The 21169-nt window shown below is 66.8% G+C and carries 14 protein-coding genes and 1 pseudogene; 4 read left to right on the top strand and 11 right to left on the bottom strand.

Annotation, left to right across the window (positions count from 1 at the left end; translation table 11 throughout):
- Window positions 1-160: 160 nt before the first annotated feature.
- Complete coding sequence (locus CAP2UW1_RS17040) at window positions 161-778, bottom strand: response regulator transcription factor (RefSeq protein WP_015767869.1); 618 nt, start codon at window positions 776-778, stop codon at window positions 161-163.
- Window positions 779-1014: 236 nt separating this feature from the next.
- On the opposite strand from CAP2UW1_RS17040, the gene CAP2UW1_RS24040 reads away from it, so the two are divergent.
- Window positions 1015-4053 carry a PAS domain S-box protein gene (locus CAP2UW1_RS24040; RefSeq protein WP_015767868.1) on the top strand — a complete coding sequence of 1013 codons (3039 nt, stop codon included), beginning with the start codon at window positions 1015-1017 and terminating at the stop codon, window positions 4051-4053.
- On the opposite strand, the gene CAP2UW1_RS17030 is transcribed toward CAP2UW1_RS24040, so the two are convergent.
- From CAP2UW1_RS17030 to CAP2UW1_RS17000, 7 genes and pseudogenes are all read right to left on the bottom strand, one after another.
- Entirely contained in the window at window positions 3996-4394 is a 399-nt protein-coding gene (locus CAP2UW1_RS17030; RefSeq protein ID WP_015767867.1) for a DUF4870 family protein, read from the bottom strand. The two genes, CAP2UW1_RS24040 and CAP2UW1_RS17030, sit on opposite strands and share 58 nt — an antisense overlap.
- An 82-nt stretch (window positions 4395-4476) precedes the next feature.
- Window positions 4477-5941: pseudogene (gene ubiD, locus CAP2UW1_RS17025) on the bottom strand (4-hydroxy-3-polyprenylbenzoate decarboxylase).
- Window positions 5938-6366, bottom strand: coding sequence for a cytochrome c (locus CAP2UW1_RS17020; RefSeq protein ID WP_015767866.1), 429 nt, complete (start codon window positions 6364-6366; stop codon window positions 5938-5940). Before CAP2UW1_RS17020 ends, ubiD begins: the two are co-directional and overlap by 4 nt.
- Window positions 6363-7259: a 4-hydroxybenzoate octaprenyltransferase gene (gene ubiA / locus CAP2UW1_RS17015; protein ID WP_015767865.1), complete on the bottom strand. Its 897-nt coding sequence runs from the start codon at window positions 7257-7259 to the stop codon at window positions 6363-6365. The genes CAP2UW1_RS17020 and ubiA overlap by 4 nt, the downstream gene beginning before the upstream one ends.
- 10 nt (window positions 7260-7269) lie before the next feature.
- On the bottom strand, window positions 7270-9150 hold the full coding sequence (locus CAP2UW1_RS17010) for an MFS transporter (protein WP_015767864.1): 1881 nt from the start codon (window positions 9148-9150) through the stop codon (window positions 7270-7272).
- Window positions 9147-10388 carry an amidohydrolase family protein gene (locus tag CAP2UW1_RS17005; RefSeq protein WP_015767863.1) on the bottom strand — a complete coding sequence of 414 codons (1242 nt, stop codon included), beginning with the start codon at window positions 10386-10388 and terminating at the stop codon, window positions 9147-9149. Before CAP2UW1_RS17005 ends, CAP2UW1_RS17010 begins: the two co-directional genes overlap by 4 nt.
- Before the next feature lie 45 nt (window positions 10389-10433).
- Window positions 10434-10745 carry an ArsR/SmtB family transcription factor gene (locus CAP2UW1_RS17000; RefSeq protein WP_015767862.1) on the bottom strand — a complete coding sequence of 104 codons (312 nt, stop codon included), beginning with the start codon at window positions 10743-10745 and terminating at the stop codon, window positions 10434-10436.
- A gap of 185 nt (window positions 10746-10930) precedes the next feature.
- Here CAP2UW1_RS17000 and CAP2UW1_RS24035 point away from each other — a divergent pair, with 185 nt between their 5' ends.
- On the top strand, window positions 10931-15130 hold the full coding sequence (locus CAP2UW1_RS24035; RefSeq protein ID WP_015767861.1) for an EAL domain-containing protein: 4200 nt from the start codon (window positions 10931-10933) through the stop codon (window positions 15128-15130).
- 88 nt (window positions 15131-15218) lie between these two features.
- Here CAP2UW1_RS24035 and dacB read toward each other — a convergent pair whose 3' ends face one another.
- From dacB to CAP2UW1_RS16980, 3 genes are all read right to left on the bottom strand, one after another.
- Window positions 15219-16544, bottom strand: a complete 1326-nt coding sequence (gene dacB / locus CAP2UW1_RS16990) for a D-alanyl-D-alanine carboxypeptidase/D-alanyl-D-alanine endopeptidase (RefSeq protein ID WP_015767860.1) — start codon at window positions 16542-16544, stop codon at window positions 15219-15221.
- Window positions 16545-16726: 182 nt separating this feature from the next.
- The gene (locus tag CAP2UW1_RS24680; RefSeq protein ID WP_015767859.1) at window positions 16727-18205 is read right to left on the bottom strand and encodes a CYTH and CHAD domain-containing protein; all 1479 of its coding nucleotides are present in this window, start codon (window positions 18203-18205) and stop codon (window positions 16727-16729) included.
- Between the two features lie 41 nt (window positions 18206-18246).
- Entirely contained in the window at window positions 18247-18948 is a 702-nt protein-coding gene (locus tag CAP2UW1_RS16980; protein ID WP_049778681.1) for a Crp/Fnr family transcriptional regulator, read from the bottom strand.
- Window positions 18949-19123: 175 nt separating this feature from the next.
- Between CAP2UW1_RS16980 and CAP2UW1_RS25730 the strand changes: the two genes are divergently transcribed.
- Window positions 19124-20539 (top strand): cbb3-type cytochrome c oxidase subunit I, encoded by a 1416-nt coding sequence (locus tag CAP2UW1_RS25730; protein ID WP_015767857.1) that lies wholly within the window; start codon window positions 19124-19126, stop codon window positions 20537-20539.
- The gene (locus tag CAP2UW1_RS25725) at window positions 20536-21120 is read left to right on the top strand and encodes a TlpA family protein disulfide reductase (protein ID WP_015767856.1); all 585 of its coding nucleotides are present in this window, start codon (window positions 20536-20538) and stop codon (window positions 21118-21120) included. The genes CAP2UW1_RS25730 and CAP2UW1_RS25725 overlap by 4 nt, the downstream gene beginning before the upstream one ends.
- Window positions 21121-21169 lie beyond the last annotated feature (49 nt).

The following is a 21169-nucleotide window of genomic DNA, read 5'->3' as shown; positions in this document are numbered from 1 at the left end:
AGAATAGCGGCGCCGGCGGGGTTCGGCTATCCGGAAATACACCCGGGCGGGTCGGTAGAAATACGGAGGGAGACGGCGTCGTGGGTCGGCCGGGCGCCGCGCAACCCGACAGGCCGTGCGAGAAAGCGGCAGACGGCGAGGCGCCGGCTGCCGGCGGCGGCTATTGGGCGCTGGGCTTGCTGCCGATGACCTGGCCGACGAGGTCGATGACGCTGTTGGCGCCAGACTTTTCCATGATGCGGGCACGGTGCGTTTCGACCGTGCGCTCGCTGATGCCGAGGTCGGCGGCGATCACCTTGTTGCGCTTGCCGCTGACGATGCCGTCGAGGACCTCGGTCTCGCGCGCGGTCAGCGATTGCCGCCAGTCGTCGGTCACGGCGCGGCTGCCAGCGCGCCGCTCCTCGGCCAGACGCAAGGCGGCGTTGACCCGCTCGATGAGCTGCTGGACGTTGAACGGCTTCTCGAGGAAGTCGAAAGCGCCCAGGCGCATGGCGCGCACCGCCGTCGGCACGTCGGCGTAGCCGGAGAGAAAGATCACCGGTACATCGGGGCTCTGCTGCCGCAGCCAGTCATGGATTTCCGGGCCGGTGATGCGCGGCATGCGGATGTCGAGCAGCACGCAGCCGGTGCCGCCGGGTTGCCAGCGACGCATGAAATCCTCGCCGGAGGCATATTCCTCGGCGACCAGGCCGATGCTGGCGAGGATTTCGACGAGGAAGCGGCGAACCTGTACGTCATCGTCGACGATGCAGACGGTGTGTGTGCTGGGGGATGTCATGGGCTTCGTGCAGGCTTGGCGAGGCGATATCCGACGGTGGGAGAGGGATATTCTATCCGCAATCGGTAAAAATACGGAGAATGCACGGGAAAGTCCGTATGCCCCGGCGGCGCCTGGCGCGCTATCGTTGGGGCTCTGCGCGCCGTAGCACACCTTTTGGGCCGAGCGATGAAAGAATCTGCCACAACACCCCGCGTTCTCTCCCCGCCGGCCGCGGGTGGGCAGGGGAACGCCTGATGGCGCGCGCGCGCGCCTTTCGGCCGCGTCGCTTCCGCTTCGAGTGGTTGCTGCTGACAGCCGCCCTCCTGGTCCTGGGGGGCTCGATCGGCCTGTCGCTCGCCCTGCAGTACCAACGCGTCGAGCAGGAAGAGAGTGACCGGCTGCGCGCGGCGGCGCAGGTTTTGGGCGAGATGATCGGCCAGCGACTGGCCGGCGCGGAACGTGCCTTGAGCACGCTCGACCGGGAACTGGCGCCGTCGAATGGGCCGGCGCACGCTACGCCGATGCTGCCGCTGAACGCCATCGCCAGCGCCCTCGATGGCATCCGCGTCGTGCGCGTCGTGGACGCGCGCGGCCGGGTAGTCGGCTCCAGTCGTGCGGAGCCTCTCGGCGAGGATTTCAGCGCGCGCGAAGCGTTCAACTCGGCGCGCCAGCGGCGCGAACCGGCAATGGTTCTCACCGCGTCGCCGGCGCCCGCCAGGCCTGGGGGCCAGGTGTTCGAACTGTCGAGAGCGATTCCGGACGGCCGCGGCGGCTTCGCGGGTGTGGTCGTCGCCGAACTCGACGCCGACTACTTCAGCGTTCTGGTCGATTCGCTGCGCTATGCGCCGGACGTGTCGGTGTCGGTCGCCGATGCGCGGGGCCGGGTGCTCCTGCTCGTGCCACCATCGCCCGGGGACGCGGGCCGGCGCCTCGACGGGACGGCGGCGGCGTTCGCGCACCATCGCGCCAGCGGCCAGGTGGCGACGCTGATGCGCGGTGTCAGCGCGTCGCTCGCCGAGGCGAGTGGCGACGACGTGGTGCTGGCGATGCAAACGGTGCGGCACGCCGCCGGCGGGCTCGATGAGGATCTGGTCGTCGGCGTCGCCCGCAGGCAGTCGCTGATGCACGTCAACTGGCGCCTGGAGGCAGCAGTCGAGAGCGGCCTGTTTCTTGTTGTGGTGCTCTCGTCGGTATTCGGCCTGAACGTCGTGCAAGGTCGCCAGCGCCGCATCGATGCGATCGCGGCGGAGCGCAGCGCCGAGCAGCGAGCGGCGGCCGAGCGCCTGCGTCTGGCGGCCGATGCGGCGGGTCTCGGCGTCTGGGAGTACGATCCTGTCGGCCGGCGCCTGACCTGGGATGCGTCGATGTACGGGCTCTACGGTGTGGCCGAGGGGGATCCGGTGAGCCAGTACGAGGACTGGCGGAAGCGTGTGCTGCCCGACGACCTGCCCCTCGCCGAAGCCGCGTTTCAGGCATCGATTGGCGATCGCGCCCAGTTCCGTATGGATTTTCGCATCCGCCGCGGCGACGGAGCTATCCGCATGATCAGTGCGCTGGGGCGGCCGTTCTGCGCCGCCGAAGGGGCGCCGCTGCGGGTTATCGGCACCAATCAGGATGTGACCGAACGCTGGCAGGTCGAGGCGGCGGTGCACGCCAGCGAGGCGCGCCTGAAGGCCGTTTTCGACGTTCTGCCGGTGGGTATTTCGGTGACCGACGCGGCGGGGATGATCGTCGACTGCAATGCGGCGTCCGAGCGGCTGCTCGGTATCAGCCGCGAGGCGCATTTCGGGCGTGGCTACGCGGCGTGTTTCGGGCGCATGCGGCGTCCGGACGGCAGCCGCATGGACAGCGACGAGGAGCCGGCGCGACGGGCGTTGAACAGCGGCGTCGCGGTCTTCGACGTCGAGATGATCGTCGAAACGCCGGACGGCGAGCGCTGGCTGTCGGTGAGCGCCGTGCCGGTCGGGTCGCCGGCGCCTGTGCTCGGTCGGCGCGAGGACGCCGCCGGCGGTGCCGGACCCGAAGAAGCGCGCGGCGTGGTGATCGCCTATGTGGACGTCGGTGCGGCGCGGCGCAGCGAGACGGAGTTGCGCAAGCTCTCGCGGGCGGTCGAGCAGTCGGCGGCAGCGGTGCTGATTACCGATGTCGATGGCGCGATCGAATACGTCAATCCGGCAGCCTGCGAGGCCTACGGGTATTCCGCCGCGGACTTGCTGGGCGCCAGTCCGCGCGTCTTCGCATCGGGCTTGACGCCGCTGGAGACGTATCAGTCCTTGTGGTCGACGATTCTCGCCGGCCGCGTCTGGCGCGGCGAACTCGAGAACCGCCGCCGCGACGGCAGGCTGATTCACCAGGCGGTATCGATTTCGCCGGTACGCGACCGCGGCGGGTTGATCACCCATTTCGTGGCGATCACCGAGGACGTGTCGGCGCGCGTCGAAGCCGAACGCATGAAGGACGACCTGAAGACGCGGCTGAGCCGGGTCGAACGGATGGAGGTGATGGGGGCGATGGCCGGCGGCGTTGCCCACGACTTCAACAACATCCTGGTCGCCATTCTCGGCTTCTCCGGTCTCGGCAAGACGGTGTTGCGGGCGGCGGGCGGTCCCGAGCGCGTGGTGTCGTACTTCGAGGAGATCGAAATCGCCGGCGAGCGCGCGCGCGCCCTCGTGCAGCAGTTGCTGGTCTTCTCGCGTGGCGGGTCGCTGAAGGTGGATACCATCGACTTGCCCGACGTGGCGCATGAAGTGGTGACGCTGGTGGCCTCGTCGTTCCCCGCCTGCGTGACGCTGTCGGCGCGCATGGCCGATGATCTGCCGGCGCTCGAAATGGATCGTTCGCACCTGCATCGCCTGTTGGTCAATCTGTGTGTGAACGCCCGCGACGCGATGGACGGTCCGGGATCGGTCGTCATTTCGGCGCGCCCGGTGCACGTCGAGGAAGCGCAGATTTGCGCTTCCTGCCATGCGGAGTTTTCCGGCGAGTTCCTGCGTATTGCTGTCGTCGACCAGGGCCACGGTATCCCGGAAGCGATTCGCAACCGCATTTTCGAGCCCTTCTTCACGACCAAGGACGTGGGCTCGGGGTCAGGCATGGGTCTGGCGGTGGTGCACGGCGTTTCGCATCTCTACGACGGGCACTTGCAGATCGTCGCAGCGCCGGACGGCGGGACCGAACTGGTGGTTCTGCTGCCGCGCCGCGTCTGGCATGTCGACGCGCCGCTTGCCGGCGCAGCTCAGCCGGCGAGCGGCCTGTCTCCGGCCAGCGCCAGCCAGCCGCGTACGACGCGGTAGGCGACCCACAGACCAAGGATGACGATCAGAACCCAGGCGATCGGAATGCCGATGATCGTGATCACCAGCAGGCCGTAGACGAGCAACCACAGCAGCGTGAACCAGAAGGTCCGGATCTGCCAGCGGTAGTGGCTGTCCAGCCAGGTTCCCGCGACCTCGCGGCGCTTCAGGTAGTTGAGAACGACGGCAATCAGCGACGGCACGCCAAAAACGAAGGCGCCGGCCACCGTCGCCGCGCCGGTGACGCCGACCACCACCGCCAGCGCGTGCAAACCGTAGATGACGTGGCACCAGGCGCGCGCACCGTCGAGGTTTACGTGCGGAATCAGTTCGTCGTTCATTCGTCTCTCCAGGATCGCCGGTGCCGTGCCGACAGAGCGGGATCGCCACGCCCTTGCCGAGGCACCGGCAGGCTGCTGCCGCTCACAGTCCCAGCTCGCCCCACAGCGCATCGACCCGCTGCTTCACCGCCGCGTCCATGACGATCGGCGTTCCCCATTCGCGACTGGTCTCGCCGGGCCATTTGTTGGTCGCGTCGAGACCCATCTTGCTGCCGAGACCGGCGACCGGGCTGGCAAAGTCGAGATAGTCGATCGGCGTATTCTCGGCGATCAGCGTGTCGCGCGCCGCGTCGACGCGCGTCGTCATCGCCCAGATCACCTCTTTCCAGTCGCGGATATTCACATCGTCATCGACGACGATGATGAACTTGGTATACATGAACTGGCGCAGGAAACTCCAGATGCCGAACATCACGCGCTTGGCGTGCCCCGGGTACTGCTTGCGGATGCTGACCGTCGCCAGGCGATACGAACACCCTTCCGGCGGCAGGTAGAAATCGACGATCTCGGGGAACTGCTTCTGCAACAGCGGCACGAAAACTTCGTTGAGCGCGACGCCGAGCATCGCCGGTTCGTCGGGCGGCTTGCCGGTATAGGTGCTGTGGTAGATCGGCCGCGCGCGCATCGTCAGCCGCTCGATGGTGAATACCGGAAAACGCGCCTGTTCGTTGTAGTAGCCGGTATGGTCGCCATACGGTCCCTCGAGGGCGCTCTCTGCCGGATCGATGAAGCCTTCGAGAACGATCTCGGCGGAAGCCGGTACCTGCAGCTCGGAACCCAGGCATTGCACCAGTTCGGTCTTGGCGCCGCGCAACAGGCCGGCGAACTGGTATTCGGAGAGCGTGTCGGGCACCGGCGTCACGGCGGCCAGGATCGTCGCCGGGTCGGCACCGAGAGCCACTGCCACGGGAAAGGGCTGGCCGGGATGGGCCAGGCAGTGCTCGCGGAAATCCAGCGCGCCGCCGCGATGCGCCAGCCAGCGCCATGATCACCTTGTTCGCGCCGAGCACCTGCTGGCGGTAGATGCCGAGATTCTGGCGCGTCTTGTGCGGTCCGCGCGTCACCGTCAGCCCCCAGGTGATCAGCGGCGCCGCGTCGCCCGGCCAGCACAACTGGATCGGCAGGCACGCCAGGTCGACCTCGCGGCCCTCCCGGACGATCTCCTGGCAGGGCGCCGACGAGCGCAGTCGCGGCGCCATGTTGAGCACCTGCTTGAGGACCGGCAGCTTGTCCCAGGCGTCGCGGAGTCCCTTTGGCGGTTCCGGCTCCTTGAGGTAGGCGAGCAGCTTGCCGACCTCGCGCAGCGCCACTACCGACTCCTGCCCCATGCCCAGCGCCACCCGCCGCGGCGTGCCGAAGAGATTGGCGAGCACCGGCATCGTGTGGCCGCGTGGATTCTCGAAGAGCAGCGCCGGTCCGCCGGCACGCAGCACGCGGTCGCAAATCTCGGTCATCTCGAGCCGCGGGTCGACCTCGACGGCGATGCGCTTGAGTTCGCCGATGGCTTCCAGTTGCGCGATGAAGTCGCGCAGGTCGTGATACTTCATCGAATGCGGTAGGCGTAGTGACAGCCGACGCAGGCAGCGGTCAGCGAGGGCAGTGCGGCGATCGTCCGCTCGCGGTCGCCAGTGGCGGCAATGCGCGCAAAGGCGCTCGCCGCCTGGTGCCCGTCCATGCCGATGGCGTGCATCGCCGGCGGCATGTGCGGTCCCGGTCGGGCGTCGAAAGGCTGGCTGCGATGCTTGCCCATCGCCGAGACGCCAAGCTCCTTCTCGGCGAGTGCGCCAGCCTCGGCGAGCTTGCCGGCCGCGACCAGTCCGAGGATCTCGTTCAAGGCCAGCAGGTTGGCACGCATTTCGGCGCGCAGATTGGCTTCCGCGGCGGCAGGCATCGGCGCCAACTGGCGCGCGTCCTCGGCAGCGTGCAGAGCCCCCACCAGCAGAAGCAGGGGCAGGAAAAGCGCAGATCTCATCGAAAGAACCCCTTTCGGACCAGGGAATCGAGGGCGATGCCGGCAAAGACGCTGGCCCCGAACCAGTTGTTGTGCAGGAAGGCCTTGAAGCAGCGCGCCGGATCGCGCTCGCGGATCAGCGTGTAGTGGTAGGCGGCAATGCCGGCGGCGACCGCCAGTCCGGCCCAGAAGCACCAGCCGAGGCCGATGCGGTAGGCGACCGCGCCGATCAGGCCGAGCGCCAGAGCATAGCAGATCATCACCACCGCCACGTCGGCCTTGCCGAAGGTGATCGCCGACGTGCGGATGCCGATGCGCAGGTCGTCGACGCGATCGACCATGGCATATTCGGTGTCATAGGCAATCGCCCAGAAGACGTTCGCCAGCAGCAGCCACCAGGCTTCCGGCAGCACTCGCCCAAGCTGCGCGGCGTAGGCCATCGGGATGCCGAAGCCGAAGGCAACGCCGAGATAGGCTTGCGGAATGGCCAGGAAGCGCTTGGTGAACGGATAGCTGGCCGCCAGAAAGAGTGCGGCCACCGAAAGGCCGATCAGCAGCCAGCTCTCGAACAGCAGGACCAGCGCAAACGCGCAGAGGACGAGCCCGGCGAAGAGGAACAGGGCTTCCTTGGTAGACACCTGACCGGAGGCCAGCGGCCGGTTTCGGGTTCGTTCGACGTGCGGATCGAAGTTGCGGTCGGCAAGGTCGTTGATGACGCAGCCGGCGGAACGCATCAACACCGTCCCGAGAACGAAAATCCACGCCACCATCCAGTGCGGTTCGCCGCGCGCCGACAGCCAGAGACCCCAGAGCGTCGGCCAGAGCAGCAGCAGGATGCCGATCGGCCGGTCCAGACGCATCAAGCTTTCGTACAGGTCGATGCGTTCGCGCAGGCGTGACCACGAGATTCCCATGCGCGGTATTCTAACGCCAGTCGCCGCGCATGCCGGCGACGATCTCCTGCAGGTGCTCGGGAGTCGCTGCCGCCGGTGGCACCGGCGCGCCGACGCTCAGCGCGATCTTCGAGAACATGCCGCGGCGCAGCGGCTTGCTCATCGCCGGCCCGTCCTTGCGGCTGAAGAAGCTGCCCCACAGACCTTGCAGGGCCATTGGAATCACCGGCGCCGGGGTGCGCGTGACGATCCGCTGCACGCCCGGGCGGAACGGGTAAAGTTCGCCGGTGTCGGTGATCTTGCCTTCCGGGAAGATGGCCACCAGTTCGCCAGCAGCGAGCGCCTTGGCCACCTCCTCGAAGGCCGCCTCCATCATCGCCGCATCCTCGCGCGCCGGCGCAATCGGGATCGCGTGCATGTGGCGGAAGACGAAGCTGATCAGCGGTGTGCGGTAGATCCGGTAGTCCATCACGAAGCGGATCGGCCGCCGACTCGCCGCGGCAATGACCAGCGGGTCGACGAAGCTGACGTGGTTGCAGACGAGGACGGCCGCGCCCTCTTCGGGGATGTTTTCCAGCCCCTTCTGCTGCAGGCGGTATACCGAGTGGATCAGCAGCCAGGCGATGAAGCGCAGCATGAACTCGGGTACCAGGCTGTAGATGTAGATCGCCACCGCCGCATTGCAGACGCCGGCAACGCCGAACAGCGCCGGAATCGACAGGCCGTCGCCGAGCAGGCCGGCCGCCGCCAGCGAGCCGACGACCATGAACAGGGCATTCAGGATGTTGTTGGCGGCGATGATGCGCGCGCGCTGTTCCGGCGCGCTGCGGATCTGGATCAGGGCATACAGCGGCACGATGAAGAAGCCGCCGAAGAGGCCGAGCGCGAAGAGGTCGAAGAGCACCCGCCAGGTCTCGTGCAGCGCCAGCAGCCCGAGCAGCGGCAGCGGCGCGCCGGCCGGCAGCAGCGTCGGCGAGGCAAAAGCCAGGTCGATGCCGAAGATCGTCAGGCCGATCGAACCGAAGGGAACCAGGCCGATCTCGACGTGTCCGGCCGACAGCCTTTCGCAGAGCAGCGAGCCCAGGCCGATGCCGATCGTGAATATCGCCAGCAATAGCGTCACGGAGGTCTCGGTGCCACCGAGAACGTTCTTCGCGTAGGCCGGGAACTGCGCCAGGAACAAGGCGCCGTAGAGCCAGAACCAGGAGATGCCGAGGATCGACAGGAAGACCGTGCGGTTCTCGCGCGCAAAACCGATGTTGCGCCAGGTCTCCGCCAGCGGGTTGAGACTGACCACGAGTTCCGGCGCCGGCGCCGGCGCCGACGGGATGCCGCGGCTGGTCAGGTAGCCGAGGACGGCGATCACCAGCCCGGCATAGGCCACCCAGGTCGGATGGTCGGCGGCACCGGCGAGCAGGCCGCCGGCGAGCGTGCCGATGAGGATGGCGACGAAGGTGCCGGCCTCGACCAGCGCGTTGCCGCCGACGAGTTCGTTCTCGCGCAGGTGTTGCGGCAGAATCGCGTACTTCACGGGGCCGAACAGCGTCGAATGCAGGCCGAGCAGAAACAGCGCGGCGAGCAGCACCGGCAGGCTGTGCTGTGTGAAGCCGAGCAGGGCGACGCCCATGATGACGATCTCGAGCAGCTTGACGAGGCGCGCCAGCTTCGCCTTGTCATACTTGTCGGCCAGTTGTCCGGCGGTGGCCGAGAAGAGGAAGAAGGGCAGGATGAAAATCCCCGCGGCCAGGTTGGTCAGCACCTCGGGCGCGATCGCCGTCCAGCTCGCCGCCTGAAAGGTCAGCAAGACGATCAGCGCGTTCTTGAACAGATTGTCGTTGAACGCCCCGAGAAACTGCGTGCCAAAGAACGGAGCAAAGCGACGGGCCTTGAGCAGGTCGAACTGGGAACTCATACGGTCTTCCTTTCAAAGAAGGCGCGCGTCTCGAAGATGGCCGGAGCAAAGCGCTGACCCCGCGAAGACAGGTGTCGCTTGAGCACGAAATCGAAGAGCAACGGATTATGCTGCCTGACAAGCTCGAGCACCACTACCGCCGACGGCGGCAGCAGACCACGGGCGGCAAAGTCGGCGGGCGAAATCAGTGGCACGATGCCGGGCAGCGGGTAGTCCGAGCCGTTCAGCAGGCGGGGATGCCATTCGCTGCGCTCGATCAGGACGCGCAGGATTTCCTCGCTGCGGTTGCGCTGCGTCAGCGCCGAGATGTCGGCAAAGAGGAGCTTTTCGTAGCGCGCCTCGCCCATCAGCCGCGCAAAGAGGTCGAAGCAGGCCACCTGCGGGCCGTTCTCCCCCTGGTCCAGGTCGACGGCACTGCCGAGCGAAGCGCAATGCGCCGCCACCACGCGCACGCCGTGGTCGAGCGCCCGGCGCAGGAGCAACGGGTTGCCGTAGGCCTCCTGATCGCCGCCATGTACCGCCTTCTCTTCACCGGCGTGGCTGATCAGCGGCAGGCCGGCGGCGGCCAGGGCGGCATAGAAGCGGTCGCAAAGCGGCGACGACGGATCGATTCCCATTGCCGGCGGCAGCCACTTCACCGCCAGCGCGCCGCCGGCGACAGCCGCGGCGAGTGCCTCGACGCAATCGTTGCGATACGGGTGAATCGAGGCCGCCCACGCGAAGTACTGCGGATGCCGGGCAGCAACCGCCTGGGCGTAGGCATTGGGCGTGTAGAACGAGCTACGTTGCCGACTGGCGCGTCCGTCGACATCGTGGAAGCGGTCGAAGGCGAAGAGCAGCAGCCGTGCTCCGGGCCGCAAGCCGTCGACGAGGTTCTGCATGCGCTCGACGTAGCTGTCATCGACTCTTCCGGGCGCGTCATGGACGCAGCCGGCATTGAGATAGAACAGGCGTTGTGCATACTGCAGCGGATGGAAAAGGCTCTCCATCTGCGGATTCACCTCGATGCCGCTGCCCGAGTCGCCGGTGCCGACCAGATGCACGTGGCAGTCGAGGAATTGCCGCGCGTCGACTCCCTCCCACGCCCAGCGAATCAGCTCGTCCACGGCCGGAGTGGGCGGTAGCAACGCCTGGCAGCTGTTGAAGAGGCTTCCTGAACGCTGCGCGACGACCCCTGACAGGGTCAGGCCACCCAGGGCCAGGCCACCGAGCAGCAGGCGGCGCCGCGCCGGTGTCATCTCAGTGTCTCCGCTTGCCGCAGAACACGCTCAGCTGCCGCAGGCTCACGCCGACTCCTGCAGATAGCGCAGGACATTGCCGAGGCACTCTTCGAGGAACGGCGTGTTGACCCAGAAAAAGACTTCCTTGCCGACCTTTTCGGAGCGCAGCACTTCGGCCTCCCGCAAGGTTTTCAAATGATGCGAAACCGTCGACCGGGCAAGCGTCGACACCTCGGCTATCTGGCCGACGTTGAGGCGTTCGCCGCCCTCGAAGAGCAGCAGAATGCGCTGCCGATGCTCGTCGCCAAGCGCCGAGAAGACTCTCGACATGGCCTGCCATTCGCAGGGAATCTGCCGACCGTAATCGCGCCTCATGCTCTGCTCCCGCTGACGACACACTGAATATCATATCGACAAGTGTAGTTATGTCGATATGGAAGTCAAGGGAAATCTCGCTCGTTCGCCTGCCAGGGCAATAGGCAAGGGCACGCATTCGGCCTATAGTTCAGCGTTGGCGGCCACCGCGCATCGGCCGTTGGTCGCCTGGATGGCCTGCACTCATGAGACGGTTCCTTCGCTGTTTCCTCCTCCTCCTCGGGCTCGCGACGCCGCTCCTGCACGCCGCCGTGACTGCCGACCAAGTGCCGTCGCCACGTGTGCTGCGGGTGGCGATCGACGACAACTACCCGCCTTACGTGTTCCGCGATGCGCGCGGGCTGGTGACCGGCTACCTGGTCGATCTCTGGCGCCTGTGGGAAGAAAAGACCGGCGTGCGCGTCGATCTGCTGGCCAGCGACTGGGCGACCGCGCAGCAGCGCATGAGCGACCGCCAGGCGGACGCCATCGACACCATCTTCCGTACCCCGGAACGCGAACGCACGCTGGATTTCTCCCCAGCCTATGAATCCATTCCGGTGTCGATCTATACCCATAGCAGCATCGGCGGGATTGTCGATCTCGATACCTTGCGGGGTTTCCTGGTCGGTGTGAAAGCCGGCGATGCGTGTGTCGAGACGCTGGCGGCTGCCGGGATCACCAGCGTCCAGGCGTTTGCCAGCTACGAGGATCTGGTGGGCCAGGCCGTGGACGGAAAGGTCCGGGTGTTCTGTCTGGACGAGCCGCCGGCCAACTACCTGCTCTACCTGTACCAGGCCGAGCGTGAGTTCAACAAGGCGTTCTCGCTTTACTCGGGCCAGTTTCACCGGGCCGTCCAGAAAGGCGATGCCGCCACGCTGGCGCTGCTGCAGCGCGGCTTCGCCGCCATTTCCTCCGACGAGGAGCAGGCTCTGCGGCGCAAGTGGATGGGAATTCCCTTTGTCCTGTCGCCGCATACGCGCTATCTCGGCTACGCGCTGCTGGCCGGGTCGCTGGTAGGAGCGCTGTTGCTGATCTGGGTGGTGACCTTGCGGCGCCTCGTGCGGCAGCGGACGGCGACGCTCGAAGCCACTCTGGACGCGATTCCCGATCCGCTGTTCGAGCTCGGACTCGATGGCCGTTACCACGATTGCCATACCCCGCGCGCCGATCTGCTCGCCGCACCGCCCGATGCGCTGATCGGCAGATTGCTTACCGATGTCCTGCCGGCGGCAGCGGCGGCCACCTGCCTGTCGGCCCTGCGCGAGGCACAGGCCACTGGTCACTCGGCCGGCCAGCAGTTCGAGCTGCCGCTGCGGGGGGGCAACTTCTGGTTCGAACTGTCGGTGGCCCGCAAGCCGACCGGAGTCGGCCGCGAGCCCCGTTTTGTCGTGCTTGCGCGTGACATCAGCGAGCGCAAGCGCGCCGAGGCCCGCTTGCGCATGGCGACCGAAGCCACGCAACTGGTCTTCTGGGAACTGGATCTGCTCAGCGACCAGCTTCGTTACGATACGAGCATGTTGCAGGTGCTGGGGCTCGATCACGGCGAGGATCCGGGGAGTACGGGGGCGCTGATGGAACTGGTGCATCCGGATCACCGCGCGGCGTTGACGGAAAGCTTCCGCGCGGCGATGGCCTCGGCCGAGCCGGTCTTCAGTTTCGAGCATCAGATCGTCACGCATTCGGGCGAAGGCGTCTGGCTGCAGACGCGAGGCCGTGTTGCCCAACGCGATGCGGCGGGGCGGGCGGTACTGGCGGTCGGCACGGCAATGAACATCACCGACCGCAAACGAGCGGAGGCCGCCTTGTTGCGGCGCAGTGAACAGCTCGTGCAGCTTTCGGCTGCCAGTCAGGAGATCAACAGCGAACTCGACATTCCGGTGATCCTGCGCCAGCTCATCGCCGCTGCCCTCAAGGTCACCGGCGCTGGCGGTGGCGCGGCGGCGCGCATTGCCGGCGGGCAGATGGTCTTCGCCGAGTACAACCGCGGTGGCCAGTTGCTGCCGGTCGATTACCGTTTTTCGCCGGGCTACGGCGTGCCTGGTCGGGTGATGCAGACGCGGAGCTTTCATCTCAGCAACGATGCCGAGCACGATCCCTGGGTGATCCCCGAGATTCGCCAGGCGATCGGCTTCGACTGTCTGCTCGACATGCCGATCATCAGCCGCCATGGCGAGTTGCTCGGTTGTTTCGAGATTCACAACAAGCCCGGTGGCTTTGGCGATGGCGACGTGCGCCTGCTGCACGGGCTGGCGGCGAGCGCCGCGGTAGCCCTCGAGAACTCCGCGCTGCTCGCCGAACGCCGGCAGGTGGAGCAAGCGCTGCGCGAGAGCGAGGCGCTGAAGGCATCGGTCCTGGCGAGTGCGGCGTGCGGCATCGTCGCCACCGATCCGCAGGGGCTGATCACGGTCTTCAACCCCGGCGCCGAAGCGATCTTCGGCTATGCCGCGCACGAGGTGGTGGGCAAGGTGACGCCGACGCTCTGGCACGACGCCGAGGAGATCGCGGCGGCGGCCGTGGCGCTGAGCCGGGATCTCGGTTGCCGCGTGGAAGCCGGCTTCGACGCGCTGGTCGCGCGGGCGCGCTGCAGCGGTCAGGTGGATGAGCGGGAGACGGCCGGCGTGCGCAAGGACGGACGCCGCATCACCATTCGGCTGGCGGTTACCGTGATGCGCGATGCCCAGGGCGCGCTCGCCGGTTACCTGGGAACCATCGTCGACATCACCGCCCAGAAGCAGGCGGCGGCGCAACTGAATCTCGCTGCCAAGGTCTTCGAGCAGGGTGGCGAAGGGATCGCCATCACCGATGCCGCGTGCAACATCGTGATGATCAATCAGGCTTTCACTCGTATCACCGGCTACAGCGAGGTCGAGGTCCTCGGCCGCAATCCGAGCCTGCTCGCCTCGGGGCGACACGATCAGGCCTTCTACCAGAGCATGTGGGAGTCCATCGAATCGCTGGGCCATTGGCAGGGCGAGATCTGGAACCGGCGCAAGGATGGCAGCGTCTATCCCGAGTGGCTCCTGATCAGCCGGGTCGACGGCGATGGCGCGCCTACCCACTATATCGGCACCTTCATCGACATCACCCAGCACAAGGAAGCCGAGGCCAGCATTCAGCGTCTGGCGCATTTCGATGCACTGACCGGTCTGCCCAACCGCAGCCTGCTCGAGGAGCGGGTCAGGCACGACCTTGCGCGTGCGCATCGCGGCCGTGAAGCGCTGGCGCTGATGTTCGTCGACCTGGACCGTTTCAAGAATGTCAACGATTCGCTGGGTCACCGGGTGGGCGACGCCCTGCTGATTCAGGTGGCCGAGCGACTCCGGCGTGCCGTGCGCGACGAGGACACTGTTTCCCGCCTCGGCGGCGACGAGTTCATCGTCGTTCTGCCGAGCACCGACGCCGACGGCGCGGCGCATGTCGCCGCCAAGCTCCTGGAGGTGATGGCGCCGGCCTATCGTATCGAGCAGCATGAGCTGACCTGCTCGCTGTCGGCGGGAATCGCCATGTACCCGGCCGACGGCGAGAGCTTCGAGGCGCTGTCGATGAGTGCCGATACGGCGATGTATCGTGCCAAGCAGAGCGGCCGCAATGCCTACTGTTTTTTCACGGCCGAGATGCAGGAGCGCTCGGCACGCAACCTGCAGATCGAGAACGACCTGCGGCGGGCGCTCGAAAACGGCGAGTTGCGCCTGCATTACCAGCCGCAGTTCACGCTGGCCGACCGGCGTCTGGTCGGTGCCGAGGCACTGCTGCGCTGGCAGCATCCGCAACTCGGCATGGTCTCGCCGGTCGAGTTCATCCCGATCGCCGAGGAGTGCGGACTGATCCTGCCGATCGGCGAGTGGGTGCTCAGGGCGGCGGTCAGCCAGTTGCGGGTCTGGCAGCAAGAGGGTTTGCCGCCGATGACGGTTGCCGTCAACCTGTCGGCGGTGCAGTTTCGCCAGGCGAGTCTGACCGATGTGGTCTCCCGCATTCTCGACGCCGAGGGTCTGGCGGCGCAGTTTCTCGAACTCGAGTTGACGGAAAGCGTCGCCATGGACAATCCGCTGGCCGCCATCGCGACCATGGACAAACTGCGCGCGCTTGGCGTACGCATGTCGATCGACGACTTCGGCACCGGCTATTCGTCAATGAGCTACCTCAAGCGCTTTCGCGTACACAAGCTGAAGATCGACCGCTCGTTCGTCGCCGATCTCGCCGCCGACCCGGAAGACGAAGCGATCGTCACGGCGACGATCAGCCTGGCGCGCGACCTCGGCCTGCAGACGATCGCCGAGGGTGTCGAGAGCGAAGCGCAACTCGCTTTCCTGCGTGCGAAGGGCTGCGATGAAGCGCAGGGCTATCTGTTCAGCCGGCCCTTGGCGCCAGCCCAGTTCGCGGCTTTCGTGCGCGCTCACGCTTAGTCATCGTGTGGCGCTGCCCGGGAGTTCGCCGGGAGCACCCCGGCGGCCGCGTGGTCGCCGTTTCCTGCGGGGGTTTGCCGGCGGCAACTCAGCGCTTCGTCACCCAGAGCAGCAGGGCATCGATGGCCGGTTTCGCGAGTCGAGCCTTCGGGTCGTTGATCAGGCAGACGACGATCCAGCGCCTGCCGCTGTTGTCGAGCGCGTAACCGGCGATTGCCCGCACGCCCTCGAGATAGCCGGTCTTCAGGTGCGCGCGGCCGGTCGCGGCGCCGTCGTTCAGCCGTTTGCGCAAGGTGCCATCGACGCCGGCGAGGGGTAGCGAGGCGATCAGTTCGGGCATCACCGGGCTTTGCCAGGCGGCACGCAGCAGTTGAGCCAGCCCCTGGGCCGAGATGCGCTCGCTGCGCGACAGGCCCGAACCGTTGTCGAGCACCAGTTCGGGCAGCGTCAGTCCCTTGCCCTGCAGCCAGCCGGCGATCTGGCGGCGCGCTCCCTCGGCCGTCGCCGGGCGTTCGCCGTCGAGGCTCAGAAACAGTTGGCGGGCCATGACGTTGTTGCTGTACTTGTTGATGTCGCGGACGATCTCGCCGAGCGTCGGCGATTCCTGGACGGCGACGGGGCGCGCGGTCACCGGCGTGCGTCCTTCACGGACGCGCCCGCCGAGGCTGCCGCCGAGTTCCCGCCAGAGGGCGCGGAACAGGCTCTCGACCTGCACGTCGGCCGTCCACGGCGCGAGGTGCAAGGCCTTCTCCCCGCAGGCGGCCGAAAAACTGCCGGCGAGCTCGATGCTGAGGCCACTGATCACGGGCTTGATCTGTTCGCGCCAGTCGCCGCAGGCTTCGCGGCCGAGAGTCAGGCGATTGACGATTCGCAGGCCCTCGGCCGGCGTTTCGGCGATCACCTTGACTGCCTTGCGCGCCGGGTCAGGCTGCAAGGTGAGGCGCACGCTCTTGAGGTTGACGAGCAGGGCGTCGGGGCCGGCATTGTAGGGACGCAGCGGTTCGTTGTCGAACTCGCCCGGATCGTGCGCGGCCAGCGCAAAGGCGCTGCGATCGAGGACTAGGTCGCCACTGATCTCGCTCAGTCCGCGCGCCCGCAACTGGCGCAGCAGCAGCCAGAACTGCTCGAGCGCGAGTTTCGGATCGCCACTGCCGCGCAGATAGAGGTTGCCGTCGAGTCGGCCGTTGTTCGGTACGGCTTCGGTAAGGATCTCGGTCCGCCAGGTGTGGGCAGGCCCGAGCAGTTCGAGGCTGGCGTAGGTGGTGACCAGCTTCATTACCGAGGCCGGGTTCATCGCTTGCCTGGCATTGTGGCTGAGCAGTGCCGGCCCGCCATCGACCGGCTGCACGACGATGCCGAGCGAACGCGCCGGGATACCTGCTTCCTGCAGCGCTTCGCTGACGGTAGCCGGCAAGTCCGTCGTCTGCGCCGCCGGCGCGCCGCCGCCAAGGACGGCGAGCAGCGCCAGGAAGATCAGGCGCGCGGCGGTGGCGACGAGCGCTTGCCGCGTCGGCGCCGGCGGCCGGGGGGCGGCTGGCCGCGTGACGAGCGTGTCTTTCCGGTCGGCGCCCGCCGTCGTCGGCGCGCGCGAATCGTTCAGCCGTGCTCCCAGGGTGGCTGGTGGCGGAGGAACTCGCCGAGGAGCGGGCCGAGTTGTGCGAGCATCAGGTCGCTGCGTCCGGCCAGCCAGGCGCGCACGAGGTCGCTGTGGTGGCCGGGGAGGGCCTGCATGGCAAGCTGCTCGGCGACCACGATATCGTTCATCTGGCCGAGCAGTTCGAGCAGGCCGGCAGCGCTCTGGTGATAGCGCTGCATGCGCCGCAAGGGAAACAGCGGCGCGAAGAACTCGAGTGCGTAGCGCAGACGCTTCAAGGCCACGCGCAGGGCATGCCGGGCTTCCGGATTCGCATCGCGGGTTTCGGTCGCCAGCGCCGCCACGCGCTTGGCGCGCTTGTTCAACGAACGCGGCGCGAACCCGCCAATCGGTGGCTTCTTGCTCTCCGCCAGGGCGACGCTGGCGGCGGTGAATTCGAGCAGTAATTGCGAGTAGGTGGGCGAGGTCATCGCCGCCCTGGCCTGCTTGCGGCAGGCGGTCAGGTGTGTTCTGGCCTCGTTCTCCAGCCGCCGGATGTCGCTGTGTTCCGGAAACGCCTTGCTGATCGGCGGCAGGATCTCGGTGATCAAGACGTCCCAGTTGCGCGTGTCGCCGAGCTGATTGGCGAGCGTGCGCCAGCGCGGATCGAAGTTGCTGACGTAATCGGCCGGCAGCAACGGTCGCCACAGCCGAATCGCCGAACGCAGGCGGCGCATGGCCACGCGCGCCTGATGGATGTACTCGGGGGCGTCGGTGTCGCGGACGCCGCGTTCGTTGCCCTGCAGTTGTCCCAGGCAGGAAAACACCGTGCTGCGGAAGACCGCGATGGTGGTCATGCCCATTTCCAGTACCGCATTGGTCGCCCTGACCGGTGCCAGCGCCGTGTCGGCGGCCAGCCGGTAGCCGCGCTCGGCCTTGCTGGCGCCTTCCGGATGCAGCGGCAGCTCGGCCTGCAGGGCGACGGCGGCGGCGAACAGCTCATCGACGCTGCCCTCGAGTAGTTCGAGTTCGACCTCGCAAATGGGGTCGCTACGCTCGCCGGCGATGATCTTGCCGCGGTCGAGCGCGACCTCGATGCGCGTTCCGTCCTGCGGCGTGAGAATCCAGAGGCTGCGCATGAAGTCGGTGGTAAACACCGGCACCAGCTCGGACGTCACCGATTCGAGAAAGCGGCGGAGCTTCATGTTGTCGACATGCGCGAAATCGAACTCGCCCGGTTGGCTGGCAACCTCCCACTCGCGCCGTTGTGCCAGCCCCCCGGGGGAGGGCGCGTCGCTCTTCACGGTCAGCAACCACTCGCTGCCCTTCTGGCGGTAGCGTACCGCGAGGCGCTTGCGCTGAAGGCGCAGGTCGGCGGTGTCATAGTAGGTATTGACCAGTTGCTGCCGCAGCGGCTTGCTGTCGGCGAGCAGCGGGTGTGCCGGCAGGCGGCGGGCGGCGCCTGCCGGCAGGCTCATCTTGATCTCGGTTTCCAATGCCATTCCGGGTGTCTCCTCGTGAGGTATTGTGGGTGCGACAGACTTCAGTGATCGTAAAGGCGCAGTTTCTCGACATCCGGGATGTGGATCCTGCGGCCTTCGACGACGATCAGTCCCTTCTCCGACAACTCATGCAGTATGCGCGAGAAGTGCTCCTGCGTCAGATTGAGGCGCGAGGCGATCACTCCCTTGTTGGTCGGCAAGGTGACGGTGATCACTTTCTCGGCGTCGCCGAACTGCTCCCGCAGCAGGTAGCCGATGATTCGCTGGCGACCCGAGTGCAGCGAGTACGATTCCACGTCGGTGATCAGGTGGTGCAGACGCATCGACAGGCCGGCGATCATCTTGCGACCGAGCTTGGGGTCGCTGTTGAGTTCCTCGATGATCGCCGTCTTCGAAATGTGCAACAGCAGTGAGTCGGCCAGCGCCTGTGCATAGACCATGAACGGCCGGTCCATGAACATCACGGCTTCGCCGAAGGTCTGACCCTGCCCGAGGATGTCGACGACCTTCTCGCCGCCCTGGGGCGACGTGAAGGCCAGCTTCACCTGTCCGTACACGATCAGGTGGAAGCCGCTCGGGGTGTCTCCCTTGTGGAACAGGATGTCGCCGCGCGCCGCCGCGACTTCGCGCGTGCCGCGGGCCAGACGCGCGATTTCTCCCGCGTCCAGTTCATTGAACAGCGGCACGTGCGCCAGGAGCGCCAGGAGCGCCTCGATGTTCATGCCGTGCTGGTGTGAGTGCATGTCGCTTCCGCAAATGTCGGCCAGAAAGCTGCCGAAAGTCGGCAATATTCGCATCTGTGATGGTCAGGGGCAAGCCTGTCGCCAACTCCGGGCGGTACATGCCGTTTTGATACCCGCAAGCCCATCCGCCAGGCGTGGTCCGGGAGGGAACGGCACCAGCGGCTGCAGTTGTCATATGCCGCTGCCCGGCCTTATACTCATACGATTTTTCGCGCGCGAGGCAGCTTTGGATTCGCCACAGACAAGGGTTTCTCCGGCAGCCTCCGCTGCCCCGGCAATCGCTTCGGGAACGCCAGCGGGTCTGGCGCGCGCCTGGTTGTGGCTGGGCGTGCTGGCACTGATCGGTTCCGGCGTCCTCGCCGTGCTTTTGGTCTTGTCCAGAACGCCCGGCATTCAGGATGTCTTTCCCTTGAAGGATCTGTTCCGCGCGGCACTGGTGGTGCACGTCGACCTGTCGGTGGCCGTGTGGTTCATGGCCTTTGCCGCCGTGATCTGGTGCGCCGTCGGCGGCAGCGGCCTGGCATCGCTGGGCTGGAGTGGCGTCGGCCTGGCGGCGCTGGGGACGGCGCTGATGAGCGTTTCCCCCTTCTTCCCGGGGGCCGAGCCGGTGCTCAACAACTATATTCCGGTGCTCAGGCAGCCGCTGTTCTTTGCCTCCCTCTGGATCTTCGCCGCCGGCGCGAGCCTGACCGTGCTGCGCGCGCTGATCACCACCTGGCCGCGGCCTTTTCTGGGCGAGCCACTGCGGCTCGGCGCTTTTCTGGGCGCCGTCGCCGCGTTTCTGTCACTCGCCGCCTTCTTCTGGTCCTGGGCGATGGTGCCGTGGATCGAGGAGACGCACTATTACGAAGTATTGTTCTGGGGTGGCGGACACACGCTGCAGTTTCAGCATGCGCTGCTGATGGTCGTCGCCTGGCTGTGGATCGCCGCGCAGGTCGGGCGGCCGACGATGGCCTCGTTGCGCGCGGTTTCGGTGCTGTTCCTGGTTGCCGCTGTGCCGCTGCTCGCCGTGCCGGCGATCTACCTGCTCGTCCCGGCCGGCTCGTTGCCGCACATGGAGTTCTTCGCCAAGCTGATGCTCTGGGGCCATCCCTACATGGCGCCGCTGATCCTGCTCGGTGTCCTGTCGCTATGGGGCCTGCGCGGCGTGCCGGCCGATCCGGCCAAGTCGGCCTTCGTCGCGTCCTTCACTCTGTTTGCGCTCGGCGGCGTGCTCGGCTACATGATCCAGGGCGTCAACGTGGTGATTCCGGCGCACTACCATGGTTCGACAGTCGGCGTGACGCTGGCCTTCATGGGGCTCGCCTACGTGCTCCTGCCACACCTGGGCTTCCAGCCGGCAGCAGGCCGGATGGCGCTCTGGCAGCCCTACGTGTATGGCTTCGGCCAACTCGTGCATGTGCTCGGCCTGGCATGGTCGGGCGGCTACGGCGTCCAGCGCAAGGTCGCCGGCGCCGAGCAGTTGCTGACGACCTTGCCGCAGAAGATCGGCATGGGAATGATGGGCCTCGGCGGCCTGATCGCCATCATCGGCGGCTTGATGTTTGTCGTCGTTTGCCTCAAGGCGATGTCGCGGCGCACGCCGGGATGAAGCCGCAGCACGCGCTTGCTCTCGCCGTGGTGGCCGGCGTGCTGACGCTGGCAAGCATCGGCTTCCTCGGCTACCGTCTGCTTGAGCAGAGCCGTTCGGTCACCGATGGCGTCCCTGCCGGTCTGATCTCGTCACAACAGTTGACGCCCGAGGACGCTCAGGCAGCCGCCGACGCAGTCATGCGGTTGACGCTGCCCGACCTCGCCGGGCGCCAGCAAGCGATGGCGCAATGGCGGGGCAAGGTGCTGGTGGTCAATTTCTGGGCCAGTTGGTGCGCCCCCTGCGTCGAGGAAATGCCGGCCTTTGCGCGTCTGCAAAGCGAGTACGTGGGCCAGGGTGTGCAGTTCGTCGGCATCGGCATCGACGAGGTCGAAAACATGCAGTCCTTCGTCAAGACCCGGCCGGTGACCTACCCGCTGCTGGCGGCCACACCGGCGATCAGCGACACTCCGGGCCTGCGCATCAAGGGCCTGCCCTTTACACTGGTCATCGCTCGCGACGGGCAGTTGGCGATGAGCCGCCTGGGGCGGCTTGACGAGGCAAAGCTGGAGCCGATCCTGCGCCGGTTGAGCGGGCAGTAAGCCGGCCGGCGCGCCGCAAGCTCGGCCGCCGGCCCATCGCCGGTCGCGA

The sequence above is a fragment of the Candidatus Accumulibacter phosphatis genome, assembly GCF_000024165.1.
Taxonomy (GTDB): domain Bacteria; phylum Pseudomonadota; class Gammaproteobacteria; order Burkholderiales; family Rhodocyclaceae; genus Accumulibacter; species Accumulibacter phosphatis.
This window is presented reverse-complemented; position numbering and strand designations above follow the sequence as displayed.